General features: G+C 73.1%; 14 protein-coding genes. 5 read left to right on the top strand and 9 right to left on the bottom strand.

The window, feature by feature from the left end; genetic code table 11:
• Positions 1-37 precede the first annotated feature (37 nt).
• Positions 38-1,324: an MFS transporter gene (locus ABTZ54_RS19650; protein WP_351664789.1), complete on the top strand. Its 1,287-nt coding sequence runs from the start codon at positions 38-40 to the stop codon at positions 1,322-1,324.
• Positions 1,325-1,399: 75 nt separating this feature from the next.
• Here the strand turns inward: ABTZ54_RS19650 and ABTZ54_RS19645 are convergent, their stop codons facing one another.
• The 5 genes from ABTZ54_RS19645 to ABTZ54_RS19625 form a co-directional block, all read right to left on the bottom strand.
• The gene (locus ABTZ54_RS19645; protein ID WP_502997279.1) at positions 1,400-2,419 is read right to left on the bottom strand and encodes a TerC family protein; all 1,020 of its coding nucleotides are present in this window, start codon (positions 2,417-2,419) and stop codon (positions 1,400-1,402) included.
• 219 nt (positions 2,420-2,638) lie between these two features.
• The gene (locus ABTZ54_RS19640; protein ID WP_351664787.1) at positions 2,639-4,525 is read right to left on the bottom strand and encodes a TerD family protein; all 1,887 of its coding nucleotides are present in this window, start codon (positions 4,523-4,525) and stop codon (positions 2,639-2,641) included.
• A 46-nt stretch (positions 4,526-4,571) separates the two neighbouring features.
• Positions 4,572-5,150 carry a TerD family protein gene (locus tag ABTZ54_RS19635; protein WP_351664785.1) on the bottom strand — a complete coding sequence of 193 codons (579 nt, stop codon included), beginning with the start codon at positions 5,148-5,150 and terminating at the stop codon, positions 4,572-4,574.
• A 117-nt stretch (positions 5,151-5,267) separates the two neighbouring features.
• The gene (gene uvrB, locus ABTZ54_RS19630; RefSeq protein ID WP_351664783.1) at positions 5,268-7,391 is read right to left on the bottom strand and encodes an excinuclease ABC subunit UvrB; all 2,124 of its coding nucleotides are present in this window, start codon (positions 7,389-7,391) and stop codon (positions 5,268-5,270) included.
• Between the two features lie 80 nt (positions 7,392-7,471).
• Positions 7,472-8,371: an MHYT domain-containing protein gene (locus ABTZ54_RS19625; RefSeq protein ID WP_351664781.1), complete on the bottom strand. Its 900-nt coding sequence runs from the start codon at positions 8,369-8,371 to the stop codon at positions 7,472-7,474.
• 165 nt (positions 8,372-8,536) lie between these two features.
• On the opposite strand from ABTZ54_RS19625, the gene ABTZ54_RS19620 reads away from it, so the two are divergent.
• Positions 8,537-9,100 carry a methylated-DNA--[protein]-cysteine S-methyltransferase gene (locus ABTZ54_RS19620; RefSeq protein WP_351665082.1) on the top strand — a complete coding sequence of 188 codons (564 nt, stop codon included), beginning with the start codon at positions 8,537-8,539 and terminating at the stop codon, positions 9,098-9,100.
• Positions 9,101-9,212: 112 nt separating this feature from the next.
• Entirely contained in the window at positions 9,213-10,460 is a 1,248-nt protein-coding gene (locus ABTZ54_RS19615) for an MFS transporter (protein ID WP_502997282.1), read from the top strand.
• A gap of 91 nt (positions 10,461-10,551) precedes the next feature.
• Here the strand turns inward: ABTZ54_RS19615 and ABTZ54_RS19610 are convergent, their stop codons facing one another.
• The 4 genes from ABTZ54_RS19610 to ABTZ54_RS19595 form a co-directional block, all read right to left on the bottom strand.
• On the bottom strand, positions 10,552-11,538 hold the full coding sequence (locus ABTZ54_RS19610) for a TolB-like translocation protein (protein ID WP_351664777.1): 987 nt from the start codon (positions 11,536-11,538) through the stop codon (positions 10,552-10,554).
• A complete protein-coding gene (locus ABTZ54_RS19605) occupies positions 11,535-12,782 on the bottom strand; it encodes an MFS transporter (protein ID WP_351664775.1) in 1,248 nt (415 codons plus the stop codon). The genes ABTZ54_RS19610 and ABTZ54_RS19605 overlap by 4 nt, the downstream gene beginning before the upstream one ends.
• Entirely contained in the window at positions 12,782-14,116 is a 1,335-nt protein-coding gene (locus ABTZ54_RS19600; RefSeq protein ID WP_351664773.1) for a discoidin domain-containing protein, read from the bottom strand. Before ABTZ54_RS19600 ends, ABTZ54_RS19605 begins: the two co-directional genes overlap by 1 nt.
• Before the next feature lie 249 nt (positions 14,117-14,365).
• Positions 14,366-14,722, bottom strand: coding sequence for a cupin domain-containing protein (locus ABTZ54_RS19595; RefSeq protein WP_351664771.1), 357 nt, complete (start codon positions 14,720-14,722; stop codon positions 14,366-14,368).
• Between the two features lie 517 nt (positions 14,723-15,239).
• On the opposite strand from ABTZ54_RS19595, the gene ABTZ54_RS19590 reads away from it, so the two are divergent.
• Together ABTZ54_RS19590 and ABTZ54_RS19585 are read left to right on the top strand one after the other, a co-directional pair.
• On the top strand, positions 15,240-16,094 hold the full coding sequence (locus ABTZ54_RS19590; RefSeq protein WP_351664769.1) for a hypothetical protein: 855 nt from the start codon (positions 15,240-15,242) through the stop codon (positions 16,092-16,094).
• Positions 16,095-16,110: 16 nt separating this feature from the next.
• Positions 16,111-17,217, top strand: a complete 1,107-nt coding sequence (locus ABTZ54_RS19585) for a hypothetical protein (protein ID WP_351664767.1) — start codon at positions 16,111-16,113, stop codon at positions 17,215-17,217.
• Positions 17,218-17,219 lie beyond the last annotated feature (2 nt).

Genomic DNA, 17,219 nt, shown 5'->3' with positions numbered 1-17,219 from the left:
TAGTTGGCGCGACATGCGCCACAGTCACTCTCCGTCGATGGGGCGGCTCGCCGCCGCCTCGCTCGTCGGCACCGCCATCGAGTTCTTCGACTTCTTCGTCTACGGGACCGCCGCCGCGCTCGTCCTCGGCCCGCTCTTCTTCCCGAACTTCTCGCCCCTCGCCGGCACCCTGGCGGCCTTCGGCACCTTCGCGATCGGCTTCGTCTCCCGCCCGCTCGGCTCGGTCCTCTTCGGGCACGTCGGCGACCGGTACGGGCGGCGGCCGGTGCTCTTCGCCTCGCTGCTGCTCACCGGCTGCGCCACGGTCGCGGTCGGCTGCGTCCCCACGTACGAGAGCATCGGCATCGCCGCGCCCCTGCTGCTGCTCGCCCTGCGCTTCCTCCAGGGGCTCGGCCTCGGCGGGGAGTGGGGCGGGGCGGTGCTGCTCACCGCCGAGCACGCCCCGGCGGAGCGGCGGGCGCTGTGGTCCAGCTTCCCGCAGATCGGGCCCGCCGTCGGCTTCCTGCTCGCGAACGGGGTGATGCTGGCGCTCACGGCGGGACTGAGCGACGCGGACTTCCGTTCCTGGGGCTGGCGGGTGCCGTTCTGGGCCGCCGGACTGCTCGCCGCGGCCGGTCTCGCCCTGCGCTCCTCGCTCGCCGAGACGCCCCAGTTCGAGGAGCTGGCCGCCTCGGGGCAGCGTGCGGAGGCCCCGCTGACCGAGGTGTTCCGCGGGCACTGGCGGCTCGTGCTGTTGACGGCGGGCGCGCTGGCCGTCGGCTACGCGGTGTTCTACACGGTCTCCACCTGGGCCCTTGTCTACGGCACCGAGCGGCTCGGCGTGTCCAGCACGGTGATGCTGGTCTGCGTGATGTCGGCGGTGGCGGTCAAGGGGGCGGTGACCCCGTTCGCGGCGATGCTCGGCGACCGCTACGGGCGCCGGACGCTGTGCCTCGCGGGCTGCGCGGCCTCGGCGGTGTGGATGTTCCCGATGGTGGCGCTGCTGCACACCGCGCGGCCGCCGCTGATGTTCCTGGGCTTCCTCGGCTCGCTGCTGGCGTTCATCACGATGTTCTCGGTGGTCGCCGCGTACCTCCCCGAGCTGTACGAGCCGCGGGTGCGCTGCACGGGCGCGGCCGTCGGCTACAACCTGGCCGGCGTGCTCGGCGGGGCGCTCACCCCGATCGTCGCGACGGCGCTCTCCGAGGGCGGTGAGGGGCCGCCGTGGGGCGTGGCGGCCTATCTGACGGTGGTGGCGCTGGTGAGCCTGGGCTGCTTCGCCCTGCTCCCCGAGACCCTGCCGGCGCGGACGGCGGTGCCCGAGCCGGCGCCCGAGCCCGCGTAGCGGCGCGGGAAACGGCACAGGGGCCGGTGCGGGTGGCGTGACACCACCCGCACCGGCCCCTTCTCGCGCCGGGTGTCAGGCTCCGACGCTGTCCTTCTCGGCCTCGCCGGCGTCGACCGCCGGGGCCTTCGCGGCCTCGGCCGCCTCACGCTGCTCCTGCTTCTTGGAGGCGATGAGGCTCGTGATCGTCGTGATGATCAGGACACCGCAGATCACGGTGAGCGAGAACGGGATGGAGATCTCCGGGACGTGCACCCCGGACTCGTGCAGGGCGTGCAGCACCAGCTTCACACCGATGAAGCCCAGGATCACCGACAGGCCGTAGCTGAGGTGGACCAGCTTCTTGAGCAGGCCGCCGATCAGGAAGTACAGCTGACGCAGACCCATGAGGGCGAAGGCGTTGGCGGTGAAGACGATGTACGGGTCCTGCGTGAGGCCGAAGATCGCCGGGATGGAGTCGAGGGCGAACAGGATGTCGGTGGTGCCGATCGCCAGCATGACGATCATCAGCGGGGTCAGGACCCGCTTGCCGTTCTGGACGATGAAGAGCTTGGTGCCGTGGTAGCGGTCGGCGACGCCGAACTTCTTCTCGATCGACTTGAGGAGACGGTTCTCCTCGAAGTCGTCCTCCTCCTCGTCGGAGCGCGCCTCCTGGATGAGCTTCCAGGCGGTGTAGATCAGGAACGCGCCGAAGATGTAGAAGACCCACGAGAAGCTGGTGATGATCGCGGCGCCGGCGGCGATGAAGATCGCGCGGAGCACCAGGGCGATCAGCACGCCCACGAGCAGCACACGCTGCTGGAGGTGGGACGGCACCGAGAACTTCGCCATGATCAGGACGAAGACGAACAGGTTGTCGACACTGAGCGACTTCTCGGTGATGAAGCCCGCGAAGAACTCGCCCGACGCCTGGCTGTTGCCGAACACCAGCAGGCCGAGGCCGAACAGCACGGCGAGGGCGATCCAGACGATCGTCCAGATTCCGGCTTCCTTCACCGACACGTCATGGGGCTTGCGCCCGATGAAGAAGTCGACTGCGATCAGGGCGCTCAGACCGAGAATGGTCAGCACCCAAAGGGTCAATGAAACGTCCACTGCGCCTCCGGCGTCGTACGGCTTGTGATCAGCGTCGTCGCTGCCGGAGGTCTCTTCCACCCGGGCAGAGCCCGGGCCGACGCCCCGGGATCGGATCATGGGATCCGTCCGTACTGACGGGTACGTCGCGCATGGGGAGTACTCCCCTCCGCTCGAAAAGACTACCCGAAGAACCAAGGAAAGGTAAAGAGAAGGGTAAAGCCGACCCAAACACGCAGGTCAGGAACCCCATTGCCGTCGGGCGTCGGACACCTGGGAGAGGACCTGGCGCAGCACCCCGCTGCCCGGAGGGACCGTCGGCGGCTCGTACGTCCAGGCATGGCCGACCCAGGGATCGGCGAGGTGGTCGTCGGCCACCGGCGTGAGCCGGGTCAGCGAGCGCCACAGCGGATCGAGCACCGGTCCGTACGCGGCGGCGTCCACCCGGTCCGCGACCATCAGCAGATGCAGGCCGACCTCCGGGCCCTCGTCGGCGAGATAGCGCAGCTGGTTGACCGCCCGGTCGTCGAAGCCGTGCGGGAAGTCGTGCACGACGAGGAGGTGCTCGGCCGTGTCGACGCCCGGCGGCAGGTCGTCGGCGGCACCCGCGCGGACCGCCATCTGCAACAGGTCGACCCGCTCGGTGAGCTGGGCGAGCACGGCCGAGACCCCCGCCGCACCGGCCGCGGGCGGACCGGCGAGCACCCCGGCCTCGACCAGCGGCGCGAACGCGCGCGCGCCGGCGCCCGCCGGGTCGATCACTCGCACCCGGAAGCCGTCCGCCGGATACACCGCCACCAGCCGGGCCACGAGGGCCACGGCCGTGTCCAGGGCGAGCGCGCGCAGCTCGGCCTCGTCGAGGAGGGCGGCCGCCTCGCAGTGGCCGCGCCCCGAGTCCACCCAGAGTCCCCTGGCCAGCGGGAGCCGGGCGAGGAACGGGATGCGCAGGCCGGTGCGCTCGGGGAGGTGGAGATCGCCCAGGCGGACGGCCATCGGCGCCTCCATCGGGACCCGGTAGGCCTGCCAGACGGGGCTGTCCCAGCGGGCGTACGCGGCGGGCAGCGCCGGCTCGACGACCTCGGACTCGGCGGTGAGCTGCGCGAGGTCGCGGTCGAGGGCCTCCTGGGCGCGGGCGGTGAGCTCGTCGTGTCTCGCCTTGGCCGCGGCCCGGGCGGCGTCCCCCGCGCCGCCGATCCGGTTGCGCGGGTCGGACAGCGCCCGGTCGAGCTCCTGGTCCAGGCGGGACTCGGCGAACTGGCAGGCGCTGCGGTAGGCGGCGGCGGTGCGGGCCAGGTCCTCGAACATGCCCCACACCTGGTTGTAGAGCCGCTCGTCCATGGACCAGCCGGTGGCGTCGCCCGCGACGGGGGCCGGGTGGGCGGGCGGGGCCGGGGGCTGCCCGGGCGACGGGGCGGCGCCGGGGGCGGGGCGGCGGTCCCGGTGGGTGTAGTCGATGGGCCCGCCGGAGGCCGCCGGGGCTGCCGGGGCAGGCGGGGCTGCCGGGGCGGGTGGGGACGGCTGCCGGACCCGGTCGGTCTCGGGGACGCGCGGGGGCGGGGCGGCGACGGAGCGGGCCAGGCCCTGGGCGACGGCCTCCAGGATCGAGCCGGCGAGCTCGGCGGGACGCTCCAGGCCCTGGTCGGCGAGGAGCGCGGCGAGCCCGCCGTCGTACCCCTGGCCGACGGCGCGGACCTTCCAGGCGTCCTGGCGGCGGTAGAGCTCCAGGGCGACGAGCGCGGACTCCTGGTCGAGGCCGGTGATGGTGTAGTCGGCGATGCCGGTGCCGTCGGGCGCCGTGACGGTGACGACGGGCGCGTCGAAGGCCCCGAAGCGGGACGGCCCCGCCACCCCGACGGGCAGGGCGAGCAGGACGCAGAGGCGGTGGACGAGGGGCTCTACGGCCTCCAGGTCGACCGCGAGCCGGTGGTCCTTCGCGGCCTGCCGGGGCACCTCGATCCCGGGCAGCGCGGCCGCCCCGGGGTGGGCGACGGCCCCGGCGCCCGGGACCCGTCCCCCTTCGTCGACCAGGGTGGCCGCGGCGAGGACCGGATGACCGGCCGAGACCCGGATCTCCAGACGGGTGTGGGGCAGGGGGTGGTTCTGCCCCCGGACCAGCTCGGCGGTCATCTGTCGCGTCTCTCCGTACGTGCGAACGGCGTGCTGAACGGCGTGCTTACAGGACCGGGAAGATCGACGGCATGAGGTCCTGGAAGGTGCGGCCGGAGGCCGGGTTGCCCAGGGCCGTCATCTGCCAGCCCGCACCGGCCCGGTGCACCTTGGCCATGATCTGGGCGGTGTACTGGCCGCCGCCGTCGAGCGTGTAGCGGGCGAGCTCCTGGCCGTTGGTCTCGTCGACCAGGCGGCAGAACGCGTTCTGCACCTCCTGGAAGGTCTGGCCGGTGAAGGAGTTCACCGTGAAGACGATCTGGTCGATGTGGACCGGGACGCGCTGGAGGTCGACCAGGATCGCCTCGTCGTCGCCGCCCTGGCCGACACCGCCCACCAGGTTGTCACCGGTGTGGCGGACCGAGCCGTCGTCGCTGACGAGGTGACGGAAGAAGACCACGTCCACCGGCTGCTTGTCGGCGAAGAGGACGGCGGAGGCGTCCAGGTCGATCTCGCGGGTGCGCGAGCCGAACAGGCCGCGGCGGGGCGCCGCCTGCCAGCCGAGGCCCATCCGCACGGAGGTGAGGCTGCCCCCGTCCTTCTTCTCCAGGCTGATGGCCTGTCCCTTGGTCATGTTGACCGTCACGCGCTGCCCCTCTCATCGGTGTGAGCAGCACCCTACGCAGGGGCACTGACAACGCGCGGGGAGCGGCCCGGTTTTGTGTCGGTCTTGCAACACACCGGGCCGCCCCGGCCGGCCCGGTCAGGCCAGGCCCGCCTCCTTCATCTGGCGCAGCTCCTTCTTGAGCTCCGACACCTCGTCGCGCAGCCGTGCGGCGACCTCGAACTGCAGCTCGGCGGCGGCGGCCCTCATCCGGTCGGTCATCTCCTCGATGATCGAGGCCAGTTCGGTCGCGGGGCGGTCGCCGAGCTCGACGGTGGAGCCGGCCTTGCCCTTCGGGGCGTGCGCGGCGAGCGACGGGACGGGGGCCTTGGCGCCCTTGCCGTCCTTCGACTTGCGGTAGCCGCTGCCGAGCAGCTCCTCGGTGTCGACCTCCTCGCGCGCGATGGTGGCGACGATGTCGTTGATCTTCTTGCGGAGCGGCTGCGGGTCGATGCCGTGGGCCTTGTTGTAGGCGACCTGCTTCTCCCGGCGCCGGTTGGTCTCGTCGATGGCCTGCGCCATCGCCGGGGTGATCTTGTCCGCGTACATATGGACCTGCCCGGAGACGTTTCGGGCGGCGCGGCCGATGGTCTGGATGAGCGAGGTGCCGGAGCGCAGGAAGCCCTGCTTGTCGGCGTCGAGGATGGCGACCAGGGACACCTCGGGCAGGTCGAGGCCCTCGCGGAGCAGGTTGATGCCGACCAGGACGTCGTACTCGCCGGCCCGCAGCTCGCGCAGCAGCTCGATCCGGCGCAGGGTGTCGACGTCGCTGTGCAGATAGCGCACCTGGATGCCGAGCTCCAGGAAGTACTCGGTGAGGTCCTCGGCCATCTTCTTGGTGAGCGTGGTGACCAGCACGCGCTCGTCGCGCTCGGCGCGCAGCCGGATCTCGTGGACCAGGTCGTCGATCTGGCCCTCGGTGGGCTTGACCACGACCTCGGGGTCGACGAGTCCGGTGGGGCGGATGATCTGCTCGACGAAGCCGTCGCCCCGGGAGAGCTCGTACGTGCCGGGGGTGGCGGAGAGGTAGACGGTCTGGCCGATCCGCTTCTGGAACTCCTCCCACTTCAGCGGCCTGTTGTCGAGGGCGGAGGGGAGCCGGAAGCCGTGGTCGACGAGGGTCCGCTTGCGGGAGGCGTCGCCCTCGTACATGGCGCCGATCTGCGGGACGGTGACATGCGACTCGTCGATGACGAGCAGGAAGTCCTCCGGGAAGTAGTCCAGGAGGGTGTTGGGCGGGGAGCCGGGCTCGCGGCCGTCGAAGTGCATCGAGTAGTTCTCGATGCCGGAGCAGGAGCCGATCTGACGCATCATCTCGATGTCGTACGTGGTCCGCATGCGCAGCCGCTGGGCCTCCAGCAGCTTCCCCTGCTTCTCCAGCTCCGCCAGGCGCTGCTCCAGCTCGCGCTCGATGTCGTTGACGGCCCGCTCCATGCGCTCGGGGCCCGCGACGTAGTGGCTGGCGGGGAAGACGTACAGCTGCCGGTCGTCGCTGATGACCTCGCCGGTGAGCGGGTGCAGCGTGGAGAGCGCCTCGATCTCGTCGCCGAACATCTCGATGCGGACGGCGAGCTCCTCGTAGACCGGGAAGATCTCGATGGTGTCGCCGCGGACCCGGAAGGTGCCCCGGGTGAACGCCAGGTCGTTGCGGGTGTACTGGATGTCGACGAAGCGGCGCAGCAGCTGGTCGCGGTCGATCTCGTCGCCGACCTTGAGGTCGACCATCCGGTCGACGTACTCCTGCGGGGTGCCGAGGCCGTAGATGCAGGAGACGGAGGCGACCACGATGACGTCCCTGCGGGTCAGCAGGGAGTTGGTCGCGGAGTGGCGCAGCCGCTCGACCTCCTCGTTGATCGAGGAGTCCTTCTCGATGTAGGTGTCGGACTGCGGGACGTACGCCTCGGGCTGGTAGTAGTCGTAGTACGACACGAAGTACTCGACCGCGTTGTTGGGCAGGAGCTCGCGGAACTCGTTGGCCAGCTGGGCGGCGAGGGTCTTGTTCGGCGCCATCACCAGGGTGGGGCGCTGCAGCTGCTCGATCATCCAGGCGGTCGTCGCCGACTTTCCGGTGCCGGTGGCGCCGAGCAGGACGACGTCCTTCTCCCCGGCGCGGATGCGCCGGTCGAGCTCGGCGATGGCGGCGGGCTGGTCGCCGCTGGGCTGGAAGGGGCTGACGACCTCGAAAGGCGCCACCGTACGTTCGATCTTGGAAACGGGCCGCATGCAACCACCGTACGACCCGGCACTGACAGCCGGGTGGTGATCGGCTCAGTGCCGGGGCCGGAGTGGGCGAAGTGGGCGGCTCACCAGTCCTGGGAGCGGTACGTGCCGCGGTGGGCGCCCCGGCGGGCGGGGGGCCGCGTCGACGACCAGTTCGCGGGCTCGCCGTACGCGGGGGTGCGGCGCGGGGCGGGCACGCCGGGGGCTCCGTGGCGGTAGCCGCCGCGGGCCGTGGGCTTCTGCCAGTCGGGCTCGCCCATGACGAGCAGCGGGTCGAACATGACCACGACGGCGGCCAGGAGGAGGAAGACGGCCGGCCCGATCAGCATGGGCAGAAGGAGCGAGGTGGCGGTGTCGCCGGTGCCGGGGGCGGGCGTGCCGTGCAGCTCGACGTCGACCGCCGCCATGGCGGTGTAGTGCATGCCGCTGACGGCCAGGCCCATCACCAGGCTGGCGCCGAGGCTGGCGAAGAAGCCGTGGATGGAGACGGCGGCCCAGAGGGAGACGGTGGCGGCCACGACGGCGATGACCACGGAGAGGGCGACGGTGGGGGTGTCGTAGGTGATCTGGCCGTGCATGCGCATGCCGGCCATGCCCAGGTAGTGCATGGTGGCGACGCCGAGGCCGGTGATGGTGCCCCCGGTGACCAGGGTCAGGGCGGTGGCGCCGCGGTAGCCCACGATGAAGATGCCGATGCCGACCATGACGATGGCGACGCCCAGGCTGGCGAAGGTGATGGGCCGGTCGTAGCTGATGGGGGCCTGCTGGACGGAGAAGCCCATCATGGCGATGAAGTGCATGGTCCATATGCCGGTGCCTATGGAGGTGGCGCCGAGCGCGAGCCAGCCGGCCTTGAAGGTGTCGTCGTGGCGCAGCGACCGTGTGGTGCAGCGCAGCCCGAGCGCCCCGCCGAGGCAGGCCATGAGGAAGGCCGCCACCGGTGTGACGAGGCCGTAGCTGAATCCGTCGACCATGCCCTGCATGAGCGTCTGTCCTCCACCCCTGGTGCAACGTCGTCCGAAAACAGTCGGTACCGCTGAGTAGTGCTACCGGATTATGGCGGCAGGCGGGCCCCCTCGGCCACGCCGTCCGGGAATTGACCTGCCCGGTTGACAGTGCCGGGTCGTACGGTGACAGGCATGACGGGCATGGAGAGCGAGCAGCCGGTGACGGGGCGGACGGCCGGGCGGGTGGAGTGGGCGGTGGTGCCCAGCGCCATCGGTCCGCTGCTGCTCGCCGCGACGGAGCGGGGTCTGGTGACGGTGGTCTTCCACGCCGACGACCGGGTGCGCGACCGGGCCCTTGAGCGGCTCGCGGGCGCCCTGGGCGGGGAGCTCGTGGAGAGCTCGTCGGGCCTGCTCGCCGAGCCCGTGCGGCAGCTCGCGGCCTACTTCGACGAGGGGCTCCGCGCCTTCGCCGTCAAGCTGGACTGGTCGCTGGTGACCGGATTCAACCGCCAGGTCCTGCGGGAGCTCGCCGAGGGTGTCCCGTACGGGACGGTGGTGGGGTACGGGGAGCTGGCCCGCCGCGTCGGGCAGCCGGGGGCGGCCCAGGCGGTCGGCGCGGCGATGGGCGCCAATCCGCTGCCGGTGGTGGTGCCGTGCCACCGGGTGGTGGAGAGCGACGGCGGGCTCGGGGGCTTCGGCGGCGGTCTGGAGACCAAGCGCAGGCTCCTCGCCCTGGAGGGGGTGCTGCCGGAACCGCTGTTCTGAGCCAGGGCCGCTCCCACCGGCCCGCCCGGCCGTTCCCACACTGTGGGAAGGCTGGCACTATGCGTAAGTGACCACCACGCCAGGCGCCCCTGACGCGCTCCAGTCGACCGAGATATCCGGCCCCCTCTCCCCCGCGCGGCTCCCGGCGCTGCGGCGGCGCATCCAGGCCGTGCTGATCGCCACCCAGATCCTGGGCGGGCTCGGCATCGCCACCGGAGTGGCGCTCGCCGCGGTCCTCGCCAAGGACGTCAGCGGTACGGAGGCGCTGTCGGGGCTCGCCTCGACGGCCTCGGTGGCGGGCCCGGCCCTGCTCGCGATGCCGCTCGCCTCGCTGATGGCCGCCCGTGGGCGGCGCGCCGGGCTCGTCCTCGCGTATCTCGTCGGCGCCCTCGGCGCGGCCGTCGCGGTCCTCGGCGCGGTCCTCGACAGCTTCCCGGTGCTGCTCCTCGGTCTGGTCGGCTTCGGGGCAGGCTCCTCGGCCAATCTCGCGGCCCGCTTCGCCGCCGCCGACCTGGCCGAGCCCGACCGGCGGGCCCGGTCCATCTCCACGGTCGTGTGGGCCACCACCATCGGCGCCGTCCTCGGGCCCAACATCGCCGCCCCGGCCGGGGAGAGCGTGGCGGGCCTCGGCATCCCTGTGGCGGCCGGGCCCTTCGTGTGGGCGTCCGGCGTCTTCGTGATCTCGGCCGTCGTGGTGGCCGTGCTGCTGCGCCCCGACCCGCTCCTCACGGCACGGGCGCTGGCCGGTCCCGAGGAGGACGCGGCGGTGGAGGGCCGCTCCCTGAAGGCCGGGTTCCGGGCGGTGAAGGAGTCCTCGCGGGCCCGGCTCGCCCTGGTCACCGTGGCCGTCTCGCACACGGCGATGGTGTCGATCATGTCGATGACCCCGGTCGCGCTCAGCCACCACGGGGCGGACATCCGGATGATCGGCCTGGTGATCAGCGGGCACATCGCGGGCATGTACGCGTTCTCGCCGGTGATGGGCTGGCTGTCGGACCGCCTCGGCCGGCTGTCGGTGATCGCCCTCGCCGTCGCCCTCATCGCCGTCGCGGCGCTCCTCGCGGGCACGGCGGGGGCGAGCCACGGGCAGACCGCGCTCGGCCTCTTCGTCCTCGGTCTCGGCTGGTCGGCCGGGCTCGTCTCCGGCTCGGCGCTCCTGACGGACTCCGTCCCGCAGGCCGCCAGGGCGGCGGTCCAGGGGCTCTCCGACTTCGTCATGAACACCGCGGCCGGCGTCGGCGGCCTGACGGCGGGACTCATCGTCTCCACCGTGGGATACGGCTGGCTGAACGCGGTGGGCGCGTGCCTGCTGATCCCGATGGCGCTGCTGGCGCTGCGGGGCGCGACGCGACGGGCCTGACGGGCCTGACGGGCCTGACGGGTCTGACGGGTCTGACGGGTCTGACGGGTCTGACGGGTCTGACGGGTCTGACGGGCCAGGGGCCGCCACCTCAGCGCGGCACCACCGGCGAGCTCGCCCCCTCCGCCACCCGGCGCGGCGCCCCCGTGCCGTCCGCGGGCACGCTCCACACCGCGCCCCCATAGGCGTACGAGAGGGTGCCGGGGCCGGTCCAGGACGCCTGGTCGTCGACGGACCGGGGGTCGGCGAGGGGGTGTTCGCGCAGGGTGGCGAGGTCGAGGACGTACAGCCGCCAGGGAGCGGCGGGATCCGTGTTGACCTTCTTCTTGAAGGCGACGCGGGTGCCGTCCGGTGAGAGCGAGGGGCACTCGACGTTCTCCTTGATCGCGCGGGCCGACCAGTTCCGCAGGTCGCCCTCGACCAGGTGGGTGTGCCCCTGGGTGGAGACGGTGGCGTAGAAGCGGTTGTCGTCACGGGCGAAGCTGACGCCCCAGTAGTTGACGTCGGGGGCGTGGTGGCGGCGCCCGTCGAGGGTGAGCGGGATCTGTTCGATGTTCTTGATCAGGTAGCCGGTGCGCAGGTCGAGGATCGAGGTCCGGGTGGCGAACGCGGAGGTGTTGTAGGAGTCGCCGGTCGCGAAGGTGGTCCAGGCGAGCACCTTGCCGGAGGCGGAGACCCGGGCGCGGTTGGGGATGCCGGGCAGGCTCATCCGGCGCAGTTCGCGCAGGTTCCGGTCGAGGACGAGGACGTATGTGCGGGCGGGGAGTCCCGGCCGGCGCTGGAGGCAGAGCGCGGTCGTCGCGGAGGCGTGGAAGCGGTCGCAGCGCGGTCCTCCGGCGAGCCGGGAGCCGGGCGCCGCCGGGTCCTGGCGGGCGACGCGTCCGGTGGCGGTGTCGCGGAACCAGAGGGCGCCCGGGGGCCCGTCGAGCCCGAAGCCGGTGTCGGCGCCCGCGGCGCCCGCCCGCGGGTGTTCGGCGGCGGCGCGCAGGGTATAGGCGGTGGCTCCGCCGAGGAGGAGCAGGGCGCCCAGGGCGAGTGCCCACAGGCGACGGGCGGTCAGGGAGGTCGCGGCGGTCACGGCGTGGTCCTTCCGTGCGGTGGGTCGGCGGGCAGCAGGCGGGCGGCGCAGACGATCGCCGCCGTGAGACCGGCCGAGGCGAGGACGAGCGCGGTGGACGGCCCCCACAGGGTCCAGGCGGCCCCGAAGCCGGTGGCGGCGGCGACCTTGGCGAGGGCCTGCGCGGTCTGTACGAGGGCGAGCCCGCTCGCCCGGCGGGCGGCCGGGAGCAGCGGTCCGGCGAGGGCCATCAGGACCCCGTCGGTGGCGGCGTAGAAGACGCCGAGCAGGGCGAGGACCCCGCCGACGAGGAGCGCGTCCGGTACGGGGGCGAGGAGCAGGGCCATCGCGAGGAGCAGGGCGCCGTGCCCGTACAGGAAGGGGCGTCGGCGGCCGACGCGGTCGGCGAGCCGTCCGGCGGGCACGGCGAGCAGCAGATACGCGCCCGCGGCGCCGAGCGGCAGGAACGGGAACCAGGTGGCGTCGAGGCCGGTCCTGCGCTGGAGCAGCAGGTACAGGAAGGCGTCGCCGACGGTGGCCGCGCCGAGCAGGGCGGCGGCGAGCGCGACCCTGCGCAGGGCGGGCTGCCGGAGCAGGGCGGCCAGGCCGAGCGGGGCGCGCGGGGCCGCAACGGTCTCCCGGCGCCCGCCGGGGACGAGCACGAGGAGGAGCAGCACCCCCAGGAGCCCGGTGCAGAAGCTGACGACGAAGACGGCGTCGTACGCGTCGGAGGTCGCCCAGAGGAGCGCGAAGGCGGCCAGGGGGCCGAGGAGGGCGCCGGTGGTGTCCATGGCGCGGTGCACGCCGAAGGCGCGGCCCAGGGCGCCCGGCGGGGTTTCGAGGGTGATGAGGGCGTCGCGCGGGGCGGTGCGGATCCCCTTGCCGAGCCGGTCGGCGGCGAGGGAGGCGGCGATGAGGCCGGTCGCGCCGCCCGCCAGGAGCAGGCCGAGCCGGGAGCAGGCGGACAGGGCGTAGCCGATCCCGGCGATCCGCTTGTGCCGGCCGCCCCGGTCGGCGGCGTGGCCGCCGAGGAGCCGTACGAGCGCGGTGGCGCCGGTGAACAGCCCGTCGAGGAAGCCGAACTGGAGCGGGGTCAGGCCGAGTCCGAGCACCAGGTAGAGGGGCAGGACGGCGGTGACCATCTCGGAGGAGACGTCGGTGACGAGGCTGACCGTGCCGAGGGCGAGGACGGTGGCGGGGACGCGCCGCCGCGCCCCGGAGGGGGCGGGCGGCGCGCCGCGGCGACCGGTGGTCGCGAGGTACATCAGTGGCAGGTGTAGGTCGGGCCGGTGTCCTTGACCGAGCCGTCGGTGCCCACGTACTGCCAGCCGTACGTGGTGTCGGTGAAGTCCAGCTTCAGCACCCCGTACGGGCCGCTGATCCGCTTCTGGCTGTTGGGCTGGACGGTCTCGATGGGGTACGGCTCGGCGCCGCCCATGCCGCCGACGATCTCGACGATGCCGTCGGCGGTGGCCTTGCCGTTCGGGTCCTGCGGGGCGAAGCGCTCGTAGTGGTGGTCGTGCCCGTTGAGGACGAGGTCGGCCTTGGCCGCGTAGAGGATCTGCCAGACGGGCTTGGAGACGGGGTCGTTGCCGTGGCCGCCGGAGGAGTACAGCGGGTGGTGGAAGTAGGCGGCGACACAGCCCTTGGCGTTGCGGGCGAGGTCGTCCTTCAGCCACTGGATCTGGGCGGGGTCGTCGAAGGAGTTGGAGTCGAGGGCGACGAAGTGCCAGTTGCCCTCGTCGTAGCTGTAGTAGGGCTTGCCCTGGGGGTAGGCGAGGGCGCCGAAGTACGCCTTGTAGCCGGCGAGCGAGCCTGCCGGGTCGTAGGTCTCGTGGTTGCCGGGAACGGGGCGGGTCTTGGCCTTGAAGGCGCCCCAGGTTTTGTCGTAGTAGGCGCGGTAGTCGCTCAGTCGGGCGTCGTCGTACTGGTTGTCGCCCATCGTCAGATAGAACTTCGGGTTGATCCGCTGGGCCTGGGCCGCGGTCTTGGGGTGGGCGCAGGAGCTGCTGGAGGCGGTGCACTGCGCGGCGATGTCACCGGCCGCGACGACGGTGAAGGCGCCGGTGGGCGGCGGGGTGGTGCCGTCCGTCGTCCCGTACACCTCCACTTCGTAGAGGGAGTAGCCGTACGAGGTGCCCCGCGCGGTGCCGTAGACGCGGAGGTAGCGGCCCTTTCCGGCCAGTCCGGTCCAGTCGTCGGAGCCGCCGTTGCCGGCGGTCTCGGTGGCGAGGGCGGTCCAGGTGGCGCCGTCGGCGGACACCTCGACGCGGTACGCCTTGGCGTAGGCCGCCTCCCAGGAGAGGCGGACGCGGGTGACGGTGGCAGGCGTGCCGAGGTCGACGCGGAGCCACTGGGGGTCGGAGCCCTCGGCGCTGGCCCAGCGGGTGGCGGGGTCGCCGTCGAAGGCCTTGGCGGCGGTGAGGGTGGCGTCCTCGTCGGAGGAGGAGGTGGCGGGCCTGCCACGGGAGAGCAGCGGGTCGGCGGCGTCGGCGCGGCCGGGGGCGCCGAGCAGGAGGCCGCCGGTCAGGAGGAGGACGGCGGCGAGGAGGAGGGACAGTGCGGTGCGGCGAGGTGGGGCGGAGGCGTTCAGGCGCATACCTGGGGACTCCCTGGCCTGGGGACGGCGAGAGCTGGACACCGGTGCGGGCAGCGCCGCCCGGCCCTGCGGCGGGGCGCCGCAGGCGGGTCGCGCTGCATCCGCGGCCGGGTCAGAGCTCTCGCTGAGCGCGTCACGCCCATGCCCAGGGAAGCCCCGGGCGCGGGCGCCGCGCCAAGCCGCTGCGGGGATCGTAGTGGACAGGAAAGTTTCCTACCAGACTCCACGCCTCGCTCCCTCCAAGGGAGTTCAGAGGCTGATGTGGTACGCCTTGCGCAGGGTCTCGTGGACGGTCCAGGTGGTGCGGTCGCCCTCGCGCAGCACACAGGCGTCGCCCGGGCCGATCTCCAGGGTGTCGCCGCCCTCGACCGCGACCGTGGCACGGCCGCTGACCACGACGAAGAGCTCGTTCGCCTCGGTGTCGGTGACCACGCCGGGGGTGATCTGCCAGATGCCGCGGAGCTGCTTGCCGTCGGCGGACTCCCACAGGACCTTGCCGGTCACCTCGGGGGTGCCGGAGACGATCTGAGCGGGGTCCAGCGGCTCGGCTTCGAGCTCGGCGTCGGGGATGTGAACGGCGAACGAGGGCTGTGCGTGAGTGGTCATGGGCGGTGACTGTAGCGGGGTCCCGGCGCCGCCACGGGGCCGGGACCACCTGGAGGAATGCCCTCCGTTTCCTGCCCCGACCAGGCACTTCTCGGGGGCGTCCGGCACGACGGAATCCGCAGGACGGGTTTGCGGCCGGGGCGTGCGCCAAGGGGCGGTCCGGCCGCGCCGGGCGGGACGCCGGAGCACCGATTCCGCAGCCGCGCGGTGAGCGCCCGCCCGCGCGCGAGGAGCACCAGCGGGGGTGTTCCGACGCTCTTCGACGCCCGACCGCCCACCCGCGCGCGCGAGGGGCACGATGCGAGCCCCGGGGGCCCGTTGCTGGCCGATCCCCGCCAGAACCGCTTCCCGCGCGGAGGTTGCCGGCCGTGTTTCCGCTGGTCGGGGGCGGCGCCTTTGGTGGGCCCAATGTTGGTCGAACGGATTGCGCCGGGACCGCTGACAGCGGCAGCTTGACGGCGTCACACTCCCACCGAACCGCTCCCGCTCCTCCCCCCACCATGGACAGGAGAGTGCGATGCCCCCCACCCGAACCCTCGCCCGCGCGGCCGTCCTCGGCGCGGCGGCCCTGCTGACCGCCGCCACGGCCCTCCCCACCGCCTCCGCCTCGGAGACCTCCACCGTTTCAGGCCTCACCGCCTCGGCGGCCGGTCCCGCGCCCGGCGCCGCGTACAAGGCCGCCCACGACACCCTCGGGCCGCAGCGGCTCACGCCCGCCCAGCGCAGACTCGTCGCCGCCAAGCAGGCCGCGGCCGAGCGGACGTCCACGGGAGCGCGGGTCCTCGCCGGGTACAAGCTGTCCGGCGCCCTGCACCAGTCGCAGCAGACCTCCTACTGGTGCGGCCCGGCCACCCTGGTGATCACCCAGTCCGCCCACGACGGGGTCGCCGGACGCTCCCAGCAGGACGCGGCCACCCTGCTCAGGACGACCACCAGCGGCACCGCCTGGTACGGCATCGACATCAACGTGCCGAACCCGACCGGCTACCCGATGGTGGACGCCCTCAACTACCGGCTCCCTGGTGCCGGTTACGTGCCGAACGCGCTGCCCTACACCCCGACCGCCGCCGACAAGACCGCCTTCAAGCAGCACATCACGCACAACACCGACAACGACTACGCCATCGCGGGCAACGCCTGGGAGGTGCCGGGCGGGCCGCATCTCGTCGGGCATCCCAACATCGAGATCTTCCACTGGGTCTCGATCGACGGCTACAACACCGACACGGCCGCCGGGGAGGTCGACTACCTCGACCCGGTGGGCGGCGTCAGCACCAGCGTCATCTCCTGGGCGGGTCCCGTGCCGAAGTCCGCGCACATCTCGTCCGACACCCTCACCACCATCATGGGCGGCCGTGGGTACGTCTGGTAGGCGACGCCTTCTGCCGGTGCCGCTCCTGACGGGCGCCCTGCTGCTCGCGGGGTGCTCGGCGGGAGGCACCGGTCCCGGCACCCCGCCCGCGCGGGCGTCCGATTCCGCCCCGGCGGCGGGGCGGGCGGCTGCCTGTCAGGTGCCGCTGCCTGCCGCCTGGCGCTCGGCGTTCGCGGCCGGCGCGTACCGGGCGCCGCGCGGGGAGCAGGCGGTCCTCACGGAGACGGGACCGGGCTGGACGGCGCTCCAGCTCACCGGCGCCGAGGGGCGCCGCGCCGTCCTCGTACGCCGTGGCGAGACCGCGCCCCGCACCCTGCTCCGCCTCGCCGACCCCGTCGAACACCAGCTGCTCGCGGCGGACTTCGACGGGCGCCGCTGGGCGGTCTTCGCCGTCCTGGAGGGCCGGACCCTGGACAGCCCGTGGAGCCTGTACGTGTGGGACGCGACCACGGGCGCGTCCCGGCGGCTCGCCCGCGCCGACCGGCCAGGCCCGCTCCCCCGCCCGTTCGTCCACGACGGCACCGTCCTGTGGGCGCAGGGCACCGGCTCCGGCCGGGCCACCGTCTTCGCGGCCCCGGCCGGCGGCGGCGCCACGCGCGCGTGGCACACGGGCGCGCTGGACAGCCCCTTCACCGCGGGCGGCCTGCTGGTGTGGCGGGAGGCGGCCGACGGCGGGACCCGGCTGGCCGCCGTCTCCCTGCGCGACGGGCGCCCGGCGGCGCTGCCCCGGCCCCTCGCCGCCCTGCGCGACCTGCGGTCCGCGGTCTCCGACGGCACCAGCTGGGCGTGGGTGGCGGGCGAGACCGCGCCCCGGCTGATGGTGTGGCGCGCGGGCGAGGCCCGGCCCACGGCCGCCGTGACCGCCTCCCCCGCCGTCGACGGCATGGACCAACTCCGGGTGTCCGGCCGCCTGGTCACCTGGCGCACCCCGGAGACCTCCTACGGCCTGGACCTCGACTCGCGCGCGTACGCGGAGATCACCCCCGCCTACGGGTACGCGCAGGCGGCGGGCGGCGCCCTGGCCCTCGCGTACAGCGTGGGAGACGCGAAGACGGCCGGCGCGCGGCCGGTGATCCAGGTGGTCGACACGGACCGGCTGCCCGCGCTGCCGCGCTGCGGCTGAGA

It is taken from the genome of Streptomyces sp. NPDC094032, assembly GCF_040303965.1.
Taxonomy (GTDB): Bacteria; Actinomycetota; Actinomycetes; order Streptomycetales; family Streptomycetaceae; genus Streptomyces.
Note: the sequence above shows the minus strand (reverse complement) of the source record. Positions and strands in the feature narration are given on the sequence as shown.

What these genes read in the sequence shown, in the direction of transcription:
- ABTZ54_RS19595 (WP_351664771.1), bottom strand. Translation starts at nt 14,722, where the DNA reads ATGACCACTCACGCACAGCCCTCGTTCGCCGTTCACATCCCCGACGCC.
- ABTZ54_RS19600 (WP_351664773.1), bottom strand. Translation starts at nt 14,116, where the DNA reads ATGCGCCTGAACGCCTCCGCCCCACCTCGCCGCACCGCACTGTCCCTC.
- ABTZ54_RS19640 (WP_351664787.1), bottom strand. Translation starts at nt 4,525, where the DNA reads ATGACCGCCGAGCTGGTCCGGGGGCAGAACCACCCCCTGCCCCACACC.
- ABTZ54_RS19605 (WP_351664775.1), bottom strand. Translation starts at nt 12,782, where the DNA reads ATGTACCTCGCGACCACCGGTCGCCGCGGCGCGCCGCCCGCCCCCTCC.
- ABTZ54_RS19650 (WP_351664789.1), top strand. Translation starts at nt 38, where the DNA reads ATGGGGCGGCTCGCCGCCGCCTCGCTCGTCGGCACCGCCATCGAGTTC.
- uvrB (WP_351664783.1), bottom strand. Translation starts at nt 7,391, where the DNA reads ATGCGGCCCGTTTCCAAGATCGAACGTACGGTGGCGCCTTTCGAGGTC.
- ABTZ54_RS19620 (WP_351665082.1), top strand. Translation starts at nt 8,537, where the DNA reads ATGGAGAGCGAGCAGCCGGTGACGGGGCGGACGGCCGGGCGGGTGGAG.
- ABTZ54_RS19590 (WP_351664769.1), top strand. Translation starts at nt 15,240, where the DNA reads ATGCCCCCCACCCGAACCCTCGCCCGCGCGGCCGTCCTCGGCGCGGCG.
- ABTZ54_RS19625 (WP_351664781.1), bottom strand. Translation starts at nt 8,371, where the DNA reads ATGCAGGGCATGGTCGACGGATTCAGCTACGGCCTCGTCACACCGGTG.